Origin of the sequence: Streptomyces sp. NBC_00690 (genome assembly GCF_036226685.1) — a bacterium.
Taxonomy (GTDB): Bacteria; Actinomycetota; Actinomycetes; order Streptomycetales; family Streptomycetaceae; genus Streptomyces.
The window spans coordinates 6,593,224-6,611,963 of the sequence record NZ_CP109009.1 but is presented as its reverse complement, the minus strand read 5'-3'; the positions used below and the strand labels follow the sequence as shown (position 1 = coordinate 6,611,963).

Here is an 18,740-nt window from a genome sequence, read left to right as displayed (position 1 = left end):
GAGCTGTCGATGCGGCGGGTGCGCGCGGTTCCCTCAGTTGCTCGGGCTGTGGGCGCCGGTCATGAGGGCGGCAAGGTCGTCGGGTGCGAGGAAGGAGGGTGGGGGTGGGGGCCCCCAGTTGAAGAGCCCTTTGGCGCCTTCGAGGACTTCGGGGGTCCACAGCTCGTCCTCGACGATGGAGTCCATGTCCGAGTAGTACTCGCTGAAGTTGCCCGCCGGGTCCTTGAGGTACCAGAAGAAGTTGGAGCCCGCGTGATGCCGTCCCAGACCCCAGATATGCCGCTCGGGGTGGCCTTCGAGCATGGTGGCCGCGCCCCGCCCGATGTCGTCGATGTCGTCGACCTGCCAGGAGGTGTGGTGGAGATAGCTGACCGGGGCGGCGAGGACCAGGATGTTGTGGTGGTCGGAGGAGCACCGGAGGAAGGCGCCGTGGCCCTTGATGTAGTCGGAGGCTTTGAAGCCGAGACCGTCATGGAAGAAGTTGGTGGTGGTTTCGAGGTCGGTGGTGCCGATGACAGCGTGGCCGAGTTTGCGGGGCCGGACCCTGTCGGTGTGTACGAGTCCGGGGGCGCGGGCCCCGGTGCGTTCGGTGCGGCCTGGGCCGTTGTACGGGGTGGGCGGTACGGGTGCCTGGTGCAGGCGTGGTGTCACTTCCAGCACGGCTCGTACGCCGGTGGCGTTGTCGTACGCGATCAGGGTGCTGGTGGAGAGCTGACAGGCGATGTCCATGCGCCGCAGCCGTGCGGCGGCGACGGCGAGGTCGTCGGGGGTGTCGGCTCCGATGCGGATCTCGACGAGACGGCGGGTCACGGCGGGCACGATGCGGAGCTGGCGGCCGGCGTCGCGGGTGGTGAACCAACCGTCGGTGTCGGGGGTGAGGCCGAACTCGGTGTAGTAGGCGGCAGTATCGGCGACGTTGGGGACCCCCATGGTGACGGAGGTCAGGCGGTGCAGTGCCATAGGGAGCTCCTGGGCAGTGCGTTGTGAGGGAGGCGAAGAGGGCTAGCTGGTGAAGGTCTGGCGGAGTTCACCGATGCCGTCGATGGTGCTGACGAGTTCGTCTCCTGGGGCGAGCCAGCGCTGGGGGTTGCGGCCGAGGCCGACGCCCGCGGGTGTGCCGGTGAAGATGATGTCGCCGGGTTCCAGGGGCAGGATCGCGGAGAGGGTGGCGATCAGGTCGGACACGGACAGGAGCATGTCGCGGGTGTATCCGTGCTGGACTTCTTCACCGTTGATCGTGCAGCGCAGTTGGAGGTCGTCGGGGTCGTCGAACTCGTCGGGGGTGACGAGCCAGGGTCCGACGGGGCCGAAGCCGGGGTAGGACTTGCCGAGGCTGAACTGCGGCACCTGGCCGGTCATCTGGGTGATGCGTTCGGAGATGTCCTGGCCGACCGTCAGTCCCGCGACATGGCCCCAGGCCGCTGCCGGTGAGACGTCTTCGGCGCGGGAGCCGATGACGACGACGAGTTCGACCTCCCAGTCGGTGTGGCCTCCGGGTGGGAGGGCGACCGTGGTGACCGGGCCGGTGATGCTGGTGGCGTACTTGGTGAAGACCGGCGGCAGGCCCTCCGGCGCGGCGAAGCCTGCCTCGGCGGCGTGGCTGCGGTAGTTCAGACCGATGGCCAGGGTCTGCCGGGGGGCGGGCGCCGGCGAGCCGAGGTCGGTGGGCTGGAAAGGTTCGCCAGGGGGCAGATCCGCGGTGGCGGCCCACGCGCGGAAGTCCTCCCACCGTTCGTAGATGGCTTGCGGCTCGGAGGGGAAGAGGCCGTCGCTGGCCTTCTCGACGTCGACCGCCCGGCCGTAGGCGATCAGGACGAGCCGACCGGAGAGGTTGGCGATGCGCATGAGTGGCTCCTCAAAGAGGGAGTACGGGCCCCGGCCCGCGCAGCAAGGCAGCGGGCTGCGCGGTCAGCTGGATGGCTGCGCGGGCTGGGGCGAGGAAACGGGAAGTCCGATGGTCCGTCCGATGACGTGATCGGTTGCGATGCCGAGTGGTCGGCCACGGCCAAGAGCGCCGTTGGGCGAGCCGCTGAGGCGCGCTCGATGTGCTCCCCGCGGAGTCTGTGGTGCGCGGGGGCGAACACTCGGGACTGGACTTCTCACGCGAGTGAGGCCGTGGGCCTCAGGGCGCGTTGGGGTCGTTGTGCTGTTGTGCTGTTGTGCTGTTGTGCTGTTGTGCAGCGTGTTGTTGCGTGTTGCGTTGTGTGGTCAGGCCACGGTCTCGTCGCGCAGGGCGGGGATGACTTCCTGGCCGAGGAGGTTGTAGGAGTGGAGGGTCTGCTCCTTGGTGAGCGTTCCGAACGATCCCCACATCAGGATGTTCGAGGTGCCGAGTTCGTGAGCCTGCTTGATCAGGGATTCACGGACGGTGGAGGGTGAGCCGACGATGAAGATTCCGAGGTCGACGAGGGTCTGCCAGTCGACAGGACCCGATCCCGCGAAGGGGCGGAAGAAGGACTCGTAGAACTCGGAGGAGTAGCCCTCGGGGATGTTGTCCAGGTCGCTGAAGACGACCGATTCCTTGAACAGGCCGAACATGTGGTTGAGCGCCGGTTCGGCGATGGCGCGTGCTTCCTCGTCGGTGTCGGCGACGAAGACATTGCGCAGTGCCATGACCGTGTCGGAGCCGGAGGGGTTTCCGGCCTTCTTCGCAGCGGCCCGGTAGGTGTCGTGGGCCTGGCGCAGCTTGGTGGTGGGCTGGAAGGCGGTGGAGATCCGGTAGCCGTTCTCGGCGCACCAGGCGACGGTTGCCGGGCTGGTCGCGGTGATCCACGGCGCGGACCGGCCGGGCAGGGCCTGGGGCCACATCGAGGTCTGCTGGAAGTCGGCGTACTTGCCGGAGTGGGTGAAGACCGCGTCGGCCGTCATCTTCTCGATGAGTTTGAGGCCCTCTTCGAAGCGGGGTCGGGTCTCCTCCATCGGGATGCCCTCACGGGCGTACTCCCGTTCGTCGATGCCTCTGCCGAGGCCGACTTCGAGGCGACCGTTGGTGAGGTAGTCCAGCATCGCGAACTCCTCCGCCAGCCGGCGAGGGTTGTGCATCGGGACGATGTTGGCCATCACACCGAGCCGCATTCTGCTGGTGCGCTTGGCGAGGGCGGCGACGAGCAGGTTCGGCGAGGGGGAAACGCTGTAAGGGGTGTAGTGGTGCTCGCTGAAGAAGATGCCTTCGAAGCCGGCTTCCTCAGCGAGGACCCAGGAGTCGAAGTGCCAGTCGTACAGGTCCTGACAGCCCTCGGTGTCGAACTTGCGGGCGTCGGTGGACCACGGGTAGTTGAAGATGTCGAAGAGCCACGGCGTGATCATGGTTACTCCTTGAGGGTGGGTACTGCTGGACCGTCGGTCACCAACCGTCCCGGCCGGACGCTTTCCCGGCGGGAGAGGGCGTTGGGACGCCCCCGGAGAGATAGGTGCCGATGCGGTTGCCGTTGACGATGGGAAGGGCCAACTCCGAGGGGTGGTCGGAGTCATGGAGCACACTGACCCACGAGGGTTCCTGGCGGAGCAGATGGCCTTGTGCGATCAGGTCCAGGAAGGTGCCCTCCTCCTCGGTATCGGAGGAACTGACCTGTACCTGGATGCGCTGGCCGGGGGTGAAGGCGTACGCGGTGGGTGCGAGGGTCACTTCGTAGCGGTGCACCTCGCCCGGGATGATGGGTTTACTCGCCGTGTAGGTGTGTTCGCGCAGCCAGGGGGTGGAGGCTGCTTCGTCGACCTCGCGGAGGCTGCCGCGCAGCCAGCCCCGGGTCAGCGGTCGACGAGAGTCATCGGGGTCGACCACCCAGAGGCTGACGAAGAGGAGAAGTTCGTCGTCGGTGGTGGCCGCGTAGAGGGTCAAGGTGGCCGGTCCGACCACTTCGGTCCGCTCGACGAGGGGCGGTGTGGTGAAAGCGATGCCGCCGCGTTCGTTGAAGAGGTTGTCCTGGTAGCTGGTGGCTCCCTCGTACGGCCAGAATTCATGCTCGGAGAGCAGGCCGTCGGCGTGCAGGAAGAACGAGTGCCAGCGGGTCTCGGGCAGCGGCCAGGTTTCGGAGTCCAGCCAGGAGCCGTCGCCACCGGGGAGGAAGAGTTGGACGGGGGGTTCGTCCAGATAGCCGGTGTCGTTGTCCTTGAGCCAGTGGTCGAACCAGCGCAAGGACTGCTCGGCGTACTGGTAGACCGGCCGGTCCAGATAGATGGGCGGCCCCACGATGAGCTTCTTCGGTGCACTGACGCGGTCCCAGGCACGGAACTCACCGGGCAGGTGCAGTCCGTACATGCCCCAACAGGCGCCCAGCACGATCGGCACCTCGATGGCTTCGAGGTCGGGATTGCGTTCGTGCCAGTAGGGGCCGTCCAGTGGGTTCATCAGGACGTCGACGATCAGCGGGTTGGGCCCGGACTCCGGCTCGGCGAGAGCCGCGGCGAGTACGGGGACCGCCGTGATGTCCGCGTCCTGCCGCAGCTCGGTCAGTCGCCGTTCGTACTCCTCCTCGCCCAGGTTGGTCCTGCTCCAGCCGGTCACCCGCACTCCGGCCAGGTGCCGACTCCATGAGGTGAGGAAGGTACGGGCGAGAATTCCACCGTGGTAGAACTTGTCCCGGTAGAAGTCGGTGTAACCGAAGGGCGCGAACACCGCTTTGAGGGCCGGGGGGTTGCGCGCGGCTATCTGCTTCGCCACGACGGAGAAGTAGGAGACGCCGAACATTCCGACACCGCCGGTGCACCACTCCTGCCGGGCCAGCCACTCGATGACCGCGACACCGTCGTCGACGTCCTGCGGACCGTAGTGGGAGTACGAACCACCGGACGCACCCGTACCCCGGGCGTTGACGATCGCATGGACATAGCCGCGGCGAGCGTAGAAGTAGGGATCTCCCGCCTCGGCCGAGGCATTCGGGCCGGTCATGGCCTGCGGACGGGAGGGGATGGACTGCATCGCGCTGTCGTAGGCGTGGATGCCCAGAACGGCGGGGAAAGTGCCCTCGGCGTCGGGGCGGTAGATGTCCGCTTCCAACTCGACGCCGTCCGCGACCGGGATGCGCACATGTCGTTCGACGATGACGCCGAACTCGCGGGGCGATGTTCGCCAGGTTGTGCCGTACATGGTCTTACAGCCCGCCGATCTCGGTGAGCGCCTCCTGGGCGATCTGCGCGTCCAGGGCGCTGCTACCTCCGCTGACACCGATCGCTCCGACCGGCCGGCCGTCGCTGATCAGCGGGATGCCGCCGGCTACGAGGGTGAACCGGGGCACCGACGGCATGCTAAGTAGGGCGGCGGGGTCGGAGGCGACGAACGCGTGGACGCCTTCGGTGGGGGCGCCCGCGTTGGCCGCTGTCCATGCCTTGTCCGAGGCCACGGTCAGGCTGAGCATCCCCGCATTGTCGGTACGCGCGGTCGCGACCGGTTCACCGGCGGTGTCCGTAACGACGATGCTCGCCCGCACACCGAGTCGTTCGGCGGCGCGTACCCCGGCCGCCACCAGCCGGCTCGCCGTCTCATAGGAGACGGTCGGGCGGTCGTAAGTGACTGTGCTGTCCATTCGCTGCACCTCTCATGTATCTCTGCACACCTGCTTCAGTGCGGCTCGCACCAGCAGGGGGTCGTATGACGGGTCGATCAGGGCGATCATGGCCAGTGCCGTCGAGGCCAGGTGTCGGGCCAGTTCCTCGGTGGCCGCGGTGAAGTCGCCGGTGCGGATCGCTTCGAGAATCCGGGCGTCCTGCCGCAGAACCACGTCCCACGCCATCGGTGTCTGGGTGGTGTAGACCCGCCGGTAGCGTTGGGCGTGGTCGATCAACTGTCCGATCTGCCGGGACATCCGGTAGCCGAAGTCGGTGACCAGGAAGGTGTGGAACCGGGTGTGCGGGACCGTGAATCGGTCGTAGTCCCGTTCGGCGGCGCTGACCCGCATGCCTCCGAGCGCCTCGTCCATTGCGGTGAGGTCGTCTCGTGAGAGCCTCGGCAGCTTCAGGCTGACGGCCAGTGTCTCCAGGACCAACCGGGAGGCGTAGATCTCCTCCAGGTCCTCCAGCGAGAAGTCGGCCACCTGAACCCGGTGGTTGTGCCGGGCGTCGACCAGACCCTCGCTTTCCAGCAGCCGGCACGCCTCCCGCACGGGAGACCTGCTGACTCCGAGATCACGCGCCAACTGAGCCTGCGACACCACCACTCCAGGTGCGAGCTGGCCCTCCAGGATCTGCTTGCGCAGCAGATCGTGGACCAGTTCCACAGCGGCCTTGCCGCTCACCGGCCCCGCCTCGACGATCGCTGACTGCACTACTCGGTCAGCCATGGAATCCGGCACCCCGATCGATTGGACGACAACGTCTAAACCGAAGACTGTCGACAGAAGCCCAAACCGTCAAGAGGAAACCATCGGCAGATTTTGCACAGATTGCCCTTGCGTTAACACCGCCCTCCAGCTCATTCTGTCGACAGAAATCGGCGCGACCGCTGTTTCCCTCGACGGTGTGCGTCCTGATGCAGGAGGAGTCCCCATGATCGACTCAGCTGAGTTCCGAACGGCGATGTCCTGGGTCGCGGCCCCTGTCGTGGTCGTGACCGCCACCGCGGACGACCGGGCCCACGGCACCACCATCAGCGCCTTCAGCTCGCTGTCCCTCGACCCCCCGATGGTCTCCATCGCACTGGATCGCGGCTCGGACCTGCTCGCCATGCTGCGGGCGACGAACCACTTCGGAGTCAACCTGCTGGCGAGCGACCAGCAGGCCATAGCCACCAGGTTCGCCCGCAAGGGGCCCGACAAGTTCGCGGACCTCTCCTGGACCTCTGACCAAGGCGTCCCCCGGCTGCCGGACACCGCCGGCTGGCTGGTCTGCACCGCGGAGAGCTACCTGGACGGCGGCGACCATGTGATCGTCCTCGGCCTCGTCGAGCACGTGGAATACAACCGCCGGCCACCGCTGGTCTACCACGACCGAACCTTCCTGACCTGCGGCCCGATCACCGAGGAGCACGCGGAAACCGGGGCTGCCACAGCGCGCGTCTGAAGCACCTCACGCTGGCGACACCCAGCAGCGGAATCCGCACGGCCGTATCCGGCCGACCAACCGGACAGGGCGGCGACCCACAGCTCGCCCGGGAAAAGCGGCAGCCAGGTGTTGTGGTCAGGCGGTGTCCAGGGAAATGTCGGCCCAGATGGTCTTGCCGTCAGAGGTGTAGCGGGTGCCCCAGCGCTGGGTGAGCTGAGCGACGAGCAGCAGCCCCCGGCCGCCTTCGTCGTAGACCCGGGCGCGCCGCAGATGGGGAGAGGTGTTGCTGGCGTCCGACACTTCACAGATCAGCTGGCGGTCACGGATCAGTCGAAGCTGGATCGGCGGGTTCCCGTAACGGATCGCGTTGGTGACTAGCTCGCTGACCACCAGCTCGGCAGTGAAGCCCAACTCCTCCAGGCCCCAGGCGGACAGCAGGTCCGAGACCTCCGCCCGGGCCCGTGCGACCATGGCCGGGTCGGCCTCCAGCTCCCAGGTGGCCACCTGACGCTCGCCGAGGGAACGGGTGCGGGCGGCGAGCAGCACCATGTCGTCCTCGGGCGAGGTGGGCAGCAGCTCCGCGATGACTCCGTCACAGAGGTCCTCCAGCGAGCGAGCGGACTGGGTGAGCATCCGGCGCAGGGCGTCGAGTCCGACATCGAGGTCGCGGCCCCGAGCCTCGATCAGCCCGTCGGTGTACAGCGCGAGGATGCTCCCCTCCGGCAAGGTGACCTCGGCGGTCTCGAAGGGCAGACCGCCCAGGCCCAGAGGCGGTCCGACCGGCATGTCGAGGATCTCGGCGGTGCCGTCCGGATAGACCACGACGGGTGGGGGATGACCGGCGCTGGCCAGGGAGCAGCGGAGTGATACCGGGTCGTAGACGGCGTAGAGGCAGGTGGCACCGACATCCCCGTGTTCGACGCCCCGTTCCGTGCCGACCTCTGCGGCGAGCCGGAGCACCACATCGTCGAAATGCGTGAGCAGTTCGTCGGGCGGCAGATCGATGTCAGCCAGTGTGCGCACTGCGCTGCGCAGGCGGCCCATGGTGGCGGCGGCCTGGATGCCGTGGCCGACGACATCACCGGCCACCAGTGCCACCCGTGCCCCGGAGAGCGGGATCACATCGAACCAGTCGCCGCCCACCCCGGCCCGTCCCCCTGCGGGCAGATACCGGGCAGCGACCTCAAGCGCCGCTTGGTCGGGTAGTGAGCGCGGCAGCAGACTGCGCTGGAGCGTCACGGCGGTGCGGCGTTCGTGGGCATAACGGCGGGCGTTGTCGATGCACACCGCCGCCCGGGCGGTGATCTCCTCTGCGAGGAGGACATCGTCGGGGGCGAAGGGCTCGGGCTGCCCTCGCCGGGCGAAGATCGCGATCCCCAGGGTGACCCCGCGGGCACGGAGCGGCACAACCATCACCGAATGCGCTCCGATGGGACGGACCCGGGCGACCCACTCGGGGCTCTGGGCGTTCCAGCGGGCGTACGCGGCGTCATCCGTGCCGAACACTCCCGTCCGGCCGCTGGTCAGACACTCGGTGATCGGCGACGGTCCGGCGCCGGTGATGTACTCGTTCGCGACGGTGACGGCCTCCGGAATGGTGTCGGCGGCCCGGGAGGCGGCCTGGTGCAGGGTGACCGGCCCGGTCAGCGGGTCGGACTGCGGTTCGTCGCCGTGCTGGATGAAGGCCAGCAGATCCACGGCCGCATAGTCGGCGAACGCGGGCACGGCCACATCGGCCAGTTCCTGCGCGGTACGGGTGATGTCGAGGGTGCTGCCGATCCGATTGCCGGCCTCATTGACCAGCAGCAGTCGCTGGCGGGCCCGGTGGTGCTCGGTCCTGTCGTGGGCGGTCAGGCAGACACCGCGCACTACTCCCGCCGGATCTCTCATCGGTGCGAGCGACATCGACCAGGCGTGCTCGCGGCTCTCACCCGGCACCCTCACATACGTCTCGATGTCCCGCCTCTCGCCCGATTCGAGGACTTCTCGCATGGCACGCTCGATCTCCACCGCGCCGGGAGCCAACACCACCTGGTAGGGGCGCAGACCTCGGACCTGGTCCTCGGTGAGGGCTGCCGCGCTCTCCAGACCGGTATTGGCGCGCACCGCCAACAGATCACTGTCGAAGACCACCCCCACGCAAGGAGACTGGATGAACGCCCACTCGGCGACCGTGCGGTCCTCGTGAGGCAGCCCGCCGGGGCGACGCTCCTTCCCTACGGGTGTCAGCAGCCAATGGGTTCTCTGCGGGCCGCTCACCTCACGCATGGCGCGCACCAGGATCTTCAGGACCGTACCGTCGCGGTGGAGCAGCTCAGCTGTCCCACTCCAGGAGTTGCCCTCACGGAGCCCGGCCTCGGCCGCATCGGCGACCTGGTCTCCCAACAGATCCGAAACGGCCCGTCCCAGGGCCTCGCCTGGCAGGTGCCCGAGCAGCAGTCGCGCGCCCTCGTCCCACCCCGTGACGATGTCCCGTTCATCGGCGGTGACGACCGCGACGTACGGCGGGCCAGGACGCTCGGGCGTGCTCTCGGAATGCTCGTCTTGGGTCATGTCTGCCCATTTCAACTGTGGGGCGACCATGCCACGCACTGCGTGACCGGGCGCGTCAGCCAGCGCAGCCGGAACGCCTCCACCTATACGGACCGTACGGCGTGTTCTCGTCCCGAGCGGGGCGACCGGTGAGCATCGCCCCGCACTGTGTCCGCTGCCTCGACGGACATGAGTGGCTGGCCGGTGCGGCGGTGGGTCGCCCCTGCGGAAGCAGCAACGGGCTGATGTTTCTCGACCACCTCATCGCCTGCCGTGCCACAGGGCGGCACGGGGTCCAGCTCCCTACCCGACTTCAGTCGTCGGACCCGATGCCGGGGGCCTGGCCGGGTTCGAGGTGCTCGACGCCGGGGACGTGGACGACGGTTGCGTGTTCCATGCTCTTCAGTTCGGCGATATGACTGAAGAACGCGCCGATCTCGGGAAGGTTGGGGCCCTTCTCATGGGAGGCGTCGGCGTCTTCGGGGCTGTTCCACAGGACGAGGTCCAGCCAGTCGCCGCCGTCGAGCCGGGCGAGGTACGCGCCCCGGAAGCCGGAACGGTCGCGGGCGAACGCCTTCACCATCGCCGGACGGTCGGCCAGCAGGGCGTCTTCCTCCCCGGGTTTGACGGCAACTCTCGTGATCTCCACGACATGGCTCATGACCAGGGCCTCTCTTCATGATGATGGGGCATTTTGCGGCTTATGTCGGCAGGGTATGGCGCCGCTCCGGTGTCCGCGCGCCGGCGCATACCGTCCGCGTGCGGGGCAAGTCGCTCGGGGTTATGTTGTGGACCATGTCGGACTATGGACGTCCAGTGGAGTTCGGGATCTTCCCCACCCCCGACGCCGCGCGGACCGAACACGTGATCGCCCTCGCCCAGCTCGCCGACCGGGAGGGTCTGGACCTGGTGGGCGTCCAGGACCATCCGTACCAGAGCCGTTTCGTGGACACCTGGGCGCTGATGGCCGTACTGCTCGCCCGCACCGAGCGCGTACGAGTGTTCCCGGACGTCGCCAACCTCCCCCTGCGACTCCCATCGGTCATGGCGAAATCCGCGGCCAGCCTCGACATCCTCTCCGGCGGCCGGTTCGAACTGGGGCTCGGAGCAGGCGCCTTCTGGGAGGCGATGGCAGCCATGGGCGGGCCCGCCCGGACACCCGGCGAGGCCGCGGGCGCACTGGATGAGGCCATCGACGTCATCCGCCTCATGTGGTCCGGTGAGCGCGCGGTGCGCTACGACGGCGAGCACTACCAACTCACCGGTGCGCACCCCGGGCCCCGCCCCGCGCACGACATGGGCATCTGGCTCGGCGTGATGGGGCCGCGTCTGCTCGATGTGCTGGGCCGCAAGGCGGACGGCTGGTGTCCCTCCGTCAGCTATGTACCGCCCCCGAAACTGCCGGACATGCAACGCCGCATCGACGACGGAGCCGCCGCGGCGGGCCGGGATCCGCGGGACATCCGCCGCCTCTACAACGTCTTCGGCGCCATCACGGACGGCCAGACCGGCGGGTTCCTGGTGGGACCGCCCCAGATGTGGGTCGAACAGATCATGGCCCTGATCGTGGACTACGGCATGGACACCTTCATCTTCGGCGCCGAGTCCGACGATGAGCGCCAGCATCAGCGCTGGGCCGCCGAAGTCGTCCCCGCCGTCCGCGAGGAAGTCGCCCGCTACCGAGCCGCGTCCACCTGAGCCGCATCACCTGTCCGGGCAGCCTCCGCCGGCCTGGGATCGATCCCTGCCAGCCGGTACGGAGCTGATGGCCCTCGGCCGAGGGGCACCCTGCCGCGGACCAGTAGGAAATCAGCGCCTACCCGATCACCTCGGACCCGGTTCATCGCAGGCTCCCCCGTCGCATCCCGCTCGTGACGGAACGGCCCCGGGAGACCGCCGTACGGTGACGGACCCCGGCGCCTGGCGAGCAGTGCCGGCCGTGTCCATCAGCGCTCAGCCGACGACCAGAGGCTGAGGTGCCGCTCCAGCGCTTCCATCGTGGCCAGGGCCGCCGTCTCCTGCTCCGCCGTGAAATCACCCGCGGTGATCTTTTCGAGTTCGGCCCAGACCTGCTCGACCTCCCGCTGTAGCGCACGGCTGGCCGCCGTCGATTCCACGATGACTGCCCGTTTGTCGGTTTCCGAGGGGCGGCGTCGGATGAAACCGGCCTGTTCCAGGCGCCGCACGGTGCGGGTCATGGTGGCTGCGTCGGAGTCCAGCAGACGGATCAGGTCGATCTGACGCTGCGGTCCCCGTTCCCACAGATGCATCATCACCAGCTCCTGGCCCGGATGGAGTCCGACCCGGCGCAGGAGTTGTCCGGCGATCATGCGATGCAGCCGCGCCACCCGGAAGATCGCATGGCTGATCGGCCCCCCGAGCGCGGACTCAGGCAGCGACACCGTCTCGGCACCGCCCCCCGCCGGCTCGGGCGCCTGGCCCTCGGCCCGAGATGTCGACCCCGTCATGATCGAAGAACCTTTCATTTACCGCTCGGACAGGTAAATATCCCACACCACTACATCAACTCGGCAAACTGCACCGAAAGAGGGCAGCCACGCGGGCAGATGAGCCCCCGCTTTCCAGCCGTATTGGCCATCAGGGCGCCACTCAACACAGAATCGCGATATTTACCTGCCCGGCCAAGTTATGTTGGTTGAGTCGGCGTGCCGCCCTCGCGGAGCCTCCCGGCGGAGCACTCACACGCGTTGTACCGCCGTTCAACGCCCGCTGCCAACGGCCCACCGTCTGCTCTGGACGGCACCAACTTCCCACGAAAGCGATGACATGACTACCGCGTTCGACCCTATCGACCTGGCCGGCAAGCGCCTGGCCAACCGCATCGCGATGGCCCCCATGACCCGCAGCCGCGCGTACGGCCCCGGCGCTACCCCCACCCCTGAGATGGCGACCTACTACGCGCAGCGCGCGAGCGCGGGCCTGATCGTCGCCGAGGGCGCCCAGCCGTCCGTGGTCGGCCAGGGATACCCGAACACCCCCGGCCTCCACACCCCCGACCAGATGAAGGGATGGCAGCACATCACCGACGCGGTGCACGCCGAGGGCGGTGTGATCTTCGCCCAACTGATGCACACCGGACGCATCGGTCACCCCAGCCTGCTGCCCGAAGGGCTGCACCCTGTCGCCCCCTCCCCGGTCGCCGCGAACGGCAAGGTCTTCACACCGGAAGGCATGCAGGACTGCGTCACGCCCCGGGAGCTGACCGAATCGGACATAGCCGAGACCATCAGCGATTTCGCCCAGGCCGCGCGTAACGCGATCGCGGCGGGCTTCGACGGTGTTGAACTCCACGGCGCCAACGGCTATCTGATCCACCAGTTCCTCTCCACCGGCGCCAACCAGCGCACCGACGGCTGGGGCGGCTCCATCGAGGGCCGCATCCGATTCGCCGCGGAGGTGACCCGCGCGGTCGCCGACGCCATCGGACCCCACCGGGCGGCCCTGCGGATCTCGCCCGCCAACGCCTACAACGACATCGCCGAGGGCGACCACCGCACCGCCTACCGGGCCCTGGTCGAGGCGGTGGAGCCAATCGGTCTCGCCTACCTCCACGTCATGGAAGGCACCGACCGCGAACTCACCCTTGAGCTCCGCGACCGCTTCAGCGGCGTGTTCGTCCTCAACCCCTATACGCCCGACGGGATCACACACGCCGGTGAACTCGCCCTGGTCGAGGACGGCACCGCCGACATGATCGCCTTCGGCGGCCTGTTCCTCGCCAACCCCGACCTGCCCGCCCGTCTCGCCGTTGGAGGCCCCTTCAACAACCCCGACCCCGCCACCTTCTACGGCGGCGACGAGCGCGGCTACACCGACTACCCCACCCTCAACTGACCACAGCCTAAAGCCCGGGTCCCTGGACCGCCTGCGCGACGCCACCCGTAGAAGCCTCCCGGCAGACCGCACAACGGCGCCGCAGGAGACCTCCGCCATCCCCTGAACCTCGCGACCGACACCGGCAAGAGAGAAGGGGGCATCGCCCCGGACTTCCGCTGCGATGCCCCCTCCCCGTCCCGTGTGAAGGAGAAGCCCCCATGACCGCCGCACCCTCCCGTCCCGATGACACTGCCCAGCACGCCATGCGCACGTTCCTCACCGCGGCCCGGCTCCTCTCCGACCACCTGCACAAAGACCTGCGCCGCGAAAGCGGCATGACACAGACCGACTACGAGGTCCTGGCCCACCTCGCCGACGCCCCTGACCGCAATCTCGCGGTGTCCGAACTCGCCCGCAGCACCGCCACCTCCATCAGCACCACCTCTCACCTCCTCTACCGTCTCGAACGACGGGGCTGGGTCAAGCGGCTCCCTGGCCCCGACGACCGCCGAGTCCACCTCGCCCACCTCACCGACACGGGACACCGAACCCTCACCGAAACAGCCCCCTGGCACGCCGCCTGCGCCCAGTCACGCCTCTCCGAACACCTCACCGACGAACAACTCCACCAGCTCACCGACATCAGCGAACACCTGCGGACCAGACTCACCAGCCAGCCCCAACCGCGACCCACCACACGCAGCACATCAGACCGGAACAAACCGCCAGCGTTGTGAATCCTGCGAGTGGAAGAACCAGGAGTTGAGGTTCCCAGCGGGTCACCTCACGCGACGGCGGTGCCCTCAAGCTCGACCAGCTGACCCGGGATCGCCAGGCGCAACACACCGAGCATGGTGGTGGTCGGCGCGACTCTGGCGGCACCCAGCCGAGCCCCCAGCACACCGTAGTGCTGGAAGAGTGTGTCGACGTCGGTCGTGTAGACGTTGAGCCGGACGAGATTCGTGAGGGTCATACCGGCTTCGGTGAGCACCGCCTCGATGTTGTCGATGCTCAGCGCCAGTTGTGCCGCCATGTCACCGTCGTGCTCGGGCTTGCCCTCCTTGCTCATCGCGGTCTGCCCCGAGATGTACAGCGTCTGCGCGTGCCCGGAGACAACCTCACCCTGGTTGAAGCCCATATCGATTGACCACGTCACCGGGTTGATGGCCTTGCGTTCCATGACCGACTCGCTCCATTCGGTTTGCTGACACGACGGACGTTCAGCGACTTAGCAGTTGCCGCGCTTTGCGTCGTGCAACAGAGACTTTCAGAAATACATGACGTCCTCTGTCATGTATTTCGTTAGACTTTCCGCATGCGCGCCGACCGCTTGGTTTCCCTGGTGCTCCTGCTGCGTCAGCGCGGTCAGATGACTGCGGAGACACTGGCTGGCGAGCTGGAGGTTTCCATCCGCACGGTGCTGCGGGACATCGAGGCCCTGTCCGCCGCAGGCGTCCCGGTCTATGCGGAGCGCGGCCGGCGCGGCGGATTCTCGCTTCTGCCCGATTTCCAGATGGCCCTCACCGGACTGAATCACGATGAGGCGCTCGCCCTGTTTGTGGCGGGATCGCGGCGCGGCGCCCAACTGTTCGGCCTTGGCTCGGCGCTGGCATCCGCCATGCTCAAGGTGGTCGACTCGTTGCCCGAGAACCTTCGGTCCACCGCGGCCGACGCGGCACAACGTCTACTCATCGAACCGGAAACCGACCTCCTCTCGCGCCGCGTGGCCGAGGAGGAAGTGCCGGACGTCATCGTGGCCGAGGTCCGGCGCGCAGTGTTCGCCGGCCATAAGTTGCGCATCCACTACGCGGCGGCGAACCAGGCCCCGAAGTGGCGCACAGTGGACCCCATCGGCCTGGCCGCCGTCCGCGAACAGACCTATCTACTGGCCAGAAGAGCAGGCGAGGACCGCACCTACCGGTTGTCCCGGGTGCTGGCCGCCATGGAACTCGACGAACCCGCGGAGCGACTGGAAAGCGTCGACCTGGACCGGGCCTGGCAGGAACGTAGTACACGCTTCCGGACTGGCGGTGACAAGGTCAGCGTGCTGGTACAGGTGGACCCCGCCCAGCGGGAGCCCCTGGTTGGCACCGCCCTGGCCGTCCACGCCGAGGAAACAGACGAGGACGGCCGGCTACGGCTGGACGTCGTCTTCCAGGATGCGCGTCACGCCGAATGGGCCCTGCGGCAGCACGCCCCCCATGCGGAAGTCCTGGCCCCACAGTGGCTGCGCACAACCCTGCACCAGCGCGCCGCCGAAGTCGCTGCCCGCTATGGCCCGCACTCCTGATCAGCACTCAGTGACACTGCCGTACCTGCTGTTGGAGCCCGGTGTTCTGCCCTGTCGATCAGGACGTCGGCAGACAGAGGGCGTAGGCCGTCACCGTCGCCGTGGAAGTACCGGTCGCGTTGAAGCTCGGGAGCAGTTCGACCGTCCATGTCTTGGCTGCCGCGTCGGGGTACTCACTGGACACTCCGAGGACGTCGCTCGGCGTTGCGCTCCACCCGCCGCCCGTCAGTGTGGTCCCGTCCGGGCAGGTGGCCGTCACCTTGAAGGGAAAGGGCGAGTTCTGGTCGTGGACCACTGGAGTGCCGGTGACGACGATCGTGGGCTTCGGCACCCCGGCAGGTCCTTGCGGTCCGGCCGGTCCTTGGGGCCCGGCGGGACCCTGAGGGCCCGCAGGTCCAGCGGGGCCAGCGGGGCCGGGAGGACCGACAGGGCCAGGAGGACCCACAGGGCCGGTAATTTGGCAGTTGTGGTTCCCGACGTAGACGGTGCAGTACTCGCCTTCGTCTCCCGGCTGAGCTGCGGCTGCAGCTGCGGGAACGACCGCAGTAGAGAGCCCGAGAGCCAGCAGGCCGCTCGCTATCGTGACGGATGTGCGCATCAGTACCTCCGGTAAAGGTGGGATCTGGGCATTTCTTGCCCGCTCGGAGGCCCGCGCTGTCGCCGCAGGGCCAACGTCCCCACCAATGGAGCAGAGCTTTACCGGCGAGCCTCCTTGCATTCCCCGTCGCATTCGATCTCGGAGTGGTCCAGGAGGCTCCCCGCCAGACATCGGTGAGCGCAGCCGCCATGACCGTGCCCGGAACAGTGGAACCCTGCGCACCTGTCACGAGGGTGACTCAGTTCGGCTGTCGGACAGCGACCACCCGCGGGGGAAGGAACCCGACCTGGCCAGTCGGCCCATACCGGCCCTACGGGGTGAGGCGTCTGTTCGTTGCAGACGGTCTCTGCGAGTACCGGACCGGCGTGCGCTCAACAAGACCGAGCACCGTCTTCGCGGCGTAGTTCCTTGGGGAGCGAGAAAGTGATCGACTCCTCCGCCGCCGTGACGGTCTCCACGTCCTGGAAGCCGCGCGGTGCGAGCCAGTGAAGAACGTCCTCGACCAGGACTTCGGGGACGGATGCGCCGGAGGTGAGACCGATGGTGCTCACACCGTCGAGCCAGGTCTCGTCGATCTCGTCGGCGGAGTCCACCAGGTGCGCCACGCCGGCACCGGCGGTGAGGGCGACTTCCACGAGGCGGACCGAGTTGGATGAGTTCTTGGAACCGACCACGATGACCAGGTCCGCCTCGCGTGCAATCTGCTTCACCGCGATCTGTCGATTCTGCGTGGCATAGCAAATGTCGTCGCTCGGAGGGGAGATGAGCTGTGGGAACTTCTGCTGGAGCGCTTCCACCGTCTCCATGGTTTCGTCGACGGAGAGGGTGGTCTGGGAGAGCCAGACGGCCTTGGATTCATCACGAACGTCGATGTGTCCCACGTCCTCTGGTCCGTCGACCACAGTGATGTGGTCGGGGGCCTCGCCCAAGGTGCCGATGACCTCTTCGTGGCCCTCGTGGCCGATCAGGAGGATGTCGTAGCCCTCACGCGCATACCGGGCCGCTTCTTTGTGGACCTTGGTGACCAGGGGGCAGGTCGCATCGATCGTTGTGAGGTTCCGGGAGGCGGCCTCCTGATGCACGGTCGGCGCGACGCCGTGCGCGGAGAACATCACCACCTGGCCCTCGGGGACCTCCGTCGTCGAGTCGACGAAGATCGCGCCCTTCTTCTCCAGGCTCTGCACGACGTGCTTGTTGTGAACGATCTCGTGGCGGACGTAGACCGGGGATCCGTACAGTTCCAGGGCCTTCTCGACGGCTATCACAGCGCGGTCGACCCCCGCGCACCAGCCCCGGGGGGATGCGAGCAGGACACGGCCGTGGGGGCGCGTGATGGCAGTGGGTTCACTCATGCGAGGTCACTTCCAGCGGTGGCGGTGGCGGTGGACACAGTTGGCTGGACTCTCGTGGCGGGTTCAGGGTCAGTGTGCATCGTTCACGTCGTTCCACAACTTGACCGGTTGCTCCGGGTAGAACTGCCGTGCCCATTTACGGAACGGTCCGATCGGTCCCTCACCGGCCGCGATCCTCGGCGGGTTCGTGTATTTCTTGGAGGACCAGATCTGGAAGTCGGAGTTCACTTCCCGCATCAGAAGCCGGTACACCAGGGGGTGCATGGCCCGCCCCGTCGCCTTGAACGCCCTTTGGACCAGGGCTGCTTCCCTTCCGTAGGGGGGTGTGAGTCGGATGCTGGCGCCGATGGCCATGTGTACGCGCCATGGCTCGACGGGGCGTGGTGAGACCAGGATGCGCTGTTCCAGTCCGAGTGCCGCGATGTTGATGCGGATGGTGGAGAACCCGAGGCCGTGGTGCTGGATCTCGGCGCGCAGTTTCAGCGGGGGCAACGGGCGAATCGGCCGGATGAGGTCGAGGTCCTGGCTGAGGATGTGGCCTTCGAGAACTGCCGGTTGGGACGCGGCGCTGTAGCCGTGCAGCAGCAGTACATGTCGGATGTCGGCTCCGTTCTCCAGGACCTCCTGCGGGTGCGTGGGCACGTCGTAGGTGATGTAGCGGGCCGGTGTGTGGTGGGAGGTGAGAAATTCGGGGATGGTCCAGGACGGGGAGTTGGCTCCTGCCCAGGCGAAGATGCCGCCGTTGGTCTCCTGGCAGTGGAGTACGGGGAGTGTGCAGTGTTTGGGCTTGTCGGTGTAGCCCGGCCCCACGTGGGCTATCGCGCCGTTCGCGTCATAGGCGAAGTGGTGGAAGGGGCAGACGATGTTCTCGCCCTGCACGGTGCCGTGTCCCAGGTGTGCTCCCAGATGCGGACAGTGGGCACGTACGGCGCGCACGTGTCCCGAGGTTGTGCGGTAGACGACGACGTCCTGCCCCATCAGCCTTCGGGTGGCGACCTTGCCGGTGCCCAGTTCCGCTGACGGGATCAGCAGGTACCAGCTCTCCGGGTAGGGCAGCGGGCTGCGGCCCACATAGCCGGGAGTGGGTTCGCTCTCGCCCGCGACGGCGAAGTGCCGCCAGTTCGCTTGGGGTTTCATACGCCACATGCCGCTCTCC

General features: G+C 67.5%; 18 protein-coding genes. 5 read left to right on the top strand and 13 right to left on the bottom strand.

Translation table 11 applies throughout. The features are described from left to right. Positions 1-33 precede the first annotated feature (33 nt). The 6 genes from OID54_RS28955 to OID54_RS28930 form a co-directional block, all read right to left on the bottom strand. Positions 34-960: a VOC family protein gene (locus OID54_RS28955; RefSeq protein WP_329024219.1), complete on the bottom strand. Its 927-nt coding sequence runs from the start codon at positions 958-960 to the stop codon at positions 34-36. A 42-nt stretch (positions 961-1,002) separates the two neighbouring features. After that, positions 1,003-1,845 (bottom strand): fumarylacetoacetate hydrolase family protein, encoded by an 843-nt coding sequence (locus tag OID54_RS28950; protein ID WP_329024218.1) that lies wholly within the window; start codon positions 1,843-1,845, stop codon positions 1,003-1,005. Between the two features lie 363 nt (positions 1,846-2,208). Next, positions 2,209-3,306: an LLM class flavin-dependent oxidoreductase gene (locus OID54_RS28945; RefSeq protein WP_329024216.1), complete on the bottom strand. Its 1,098-nt coding sequence runs from the start codon at positions 3,304-3,306 to the stop codon at positions 2,209-2,211. Between the two features lie 37 nt (positions 3,307-3,343). Further along, positions 3,344-5,086 carry a CocE/NonD family hydrolase gene (locus tag OID54_RS28940; protein ID WP_329024214.1) on the bottom strand — a complete coding sequence of 581 codons (1,743 nt, stop codon included), beginning with the start codon at positions 5,084-5,086 and terminating at the stop codon, positions 3,344-3,346. Positions 5,087-5,090: 4 nt separating this feature from the next. Then, entirely contained in the window at positions 5,091-5,522 is a 432-nt protein-coding gene (locus tag OID54_RS28935; protein WP_329024211.1) for a GlcG/HbpS family heme-binding protein, read from the bottom strand. A gap of 12 nt (positions 5,523-5,534) precedes the next feature. Continuing rightward, positions 5,535-6,275 carry a GntR family transcriptional regulator gene (locus tag OID54_RS28930; RefSeq protein ID WP_329024210.1) on the bottom strand — a complete coding sequence of 247 codons (741 nt, stop codon included), beginning with the start codon at positions 6,273-6,275 and terminating at the stop codon, positions 5,535-5,537. Positions 6,276-6,480: 205 nt separating this feature from the next. Between OID54_RS28930 and OID54_RS28925 the strand changes: the two genes are divergently transcribed. Further along, entirely contained in the window at positions 6,481-6,993 is a 513-nt protein-coding gene (locus OID54_RS28925; protein WP_329024209.1) for a flavin reductase family protein, read from the top strand. A 117-nt stretch (positions 6,994-7,110) separates the two neighbouring features. Here the strand turns inward: OID54_RS28925 and OID54_RS28920 are convergent, their stop codons facing one another. Together OID54_RS28920 and OID54_RS28915 are read right to left on the bottom strand one after the other, a co-directional pair. Then, entirely contained in the window at positions 7,111-9,528 is a 2,418-nt protein-coding gene (locus OID54_RS28920; protein ID WP_329024207.1) for a SpoIIE family protein phosphatase, read from the bottom strand. Positions 9,529-9,820: 292 nt separating this feature from the next. Continuing rightward, positions 9,821-10,168: a hypothetical protein gene (locus tag OID54_RS28915; protein ID WP_329024205.1), complete on the bottom strand. Its 348-nt coding sequence runs from the start codon at positions 10,166-10,168 to the stop codon at positions 9,821-9,823. A 134-nt stretch (positions 10,169-10,302) separates the two neighbouring features. On the opposite strand from OID54_RS28915, the gene OID54_RS28910 reads away from it, so the two are divergent. Further along, positions 10,303-11,205, top strand: a complete 903-nt coding sequence (locus OID54_RS28910) for an LLM class flavin-dependent oxidoreductase (protein ID WP_329024203.1) — start codon at positions 10,303-10,305, stop codon at positions 11,203-11,205. Between the two features lie 248 nt (positions 11,206-11,453). On the opposite strand, the gene OID54_RS28905 is transcribed toward OID54_RS28910, so the two are convergent. Continuing rightward, a complete protein-coding gene (locus OID54_RS28905) occupies positions 11,454-11,975 on the bottom strand; it encodes a MarR family winged helix-turn-helix transcriptional regulator (protein ID WP_329024200.1) in 522 nt (173 codons plus the stop codon). Positions 11,976-12,294: 319 nt separating this feature from the next. Here OID54_RS28905 and OID54_RS28900 point away from each other — a divergent pair, with 319 nt between their 5' ends. Together OID54_RS28900 and OID54_RS28895 are read left to right on the top strand one after the other, a co-directional pair. Beyond that, positions 12,295-13,362, top strand: a complete 1,068-nt coding sequence (locus tag OID54_RS28900; protein ID WP_329024198.1) for an alkene reductase — start codon at positions 12,295-12,297, stop codon at positions 13,360-13,362. Positions 13,363-13,562: 200 nt separating this feature from the next. After that, entirely contained in the window at positions 13,563-14,081 is a 519-nt protein-coding gene (locus OID54_RS28895) for a MarR family winged helix-turn-helix transcriptional regulator (protein ID WP_329024196.1), read from the top strand. 47 nt (positions 14,082-14,128) lie between these two features. Here OID54_RS28895 and OID54_RS28890 read toward each other — a convergent pair whose 3' ends face one another. Further along, positions 14,129-14,524, bottom strand: a complete 396-nt coding sequence (locus OID54_RS28890; protein WP_329024195.1) for a RidA family protein — start codon at positions 14,522-14,524, stop codon at positions 14,129-14,131. A 135-nt stretch (positions 14,525-14,659) separates the two neighbouring features. Here OID54_RS28890 and OID54_RS28885 point away from each other — a divergent pair, with 135 nt between their 5' ends. After that, positions 14,660-15,634, top strand: a complete 975-nt coding sequence (locus tag OID54_RS28885) for a helix-turn-helix transcriptional regulator (protein WP_329024193.1) — start codon at positions 14,660-14,662, stop codon at positions 15,632-15,634. A 58-nt stretch (positions 15,635-15,692) separates the two neighbouring features. On the opposite strand, the gene OID54_RS28880 is transcribed toward OID54_RS28885, so the two are convergent. The 3 genes from OID54_RS28880 to OID54_RS28870 all read right to left on the bottom strand — a co-directional run bounded on the left by OID54_RS28880 (position 15,693) and on the right by OID54_RS28870 (position 18,730). Next, the gene (locus OID54_RS28880; RefSeq protein ID WP_329024191.1) at positions 15,693-15,965 is read right to left on the bottom strand and encodes a hypothetical protein; all 273 of its coding nucleotides are present in this window, start codon (positions 15,963-15,965) and stop codon (positions 15,693-15,695) included. Positions 15,966-16,603: 638 nt separating this feature from the next. Further along, positions 16,604-17,584: a 4-hydroxy-3-methylbut-2-enyl diphosphate reductase gene (locus OID54_RS28875; RefSeq protein ID WP_329024189.1), complete on the bottom strand. Its 981-nt coding sequence runs from the start codon at positions 17,582-17,584 to the stop codon at positions 16,604-16,606. 69 nt (positions 17,585-17,653) lie between these two features. After that, on the bottom strand, positions 17,654-18,730 hold the full coding sequence (locus tag OID54_RS28870; RefSeq protein ID WP_329024187.1) for a Rieske 2Fe-2S domain-containing protein: 1,077 nt from the start codon (positions 18,728-18,730) through the stop codon (positions 17,654-17,656). Positions 18,731-18,740 lie beyond the last annotated feature (10 nt).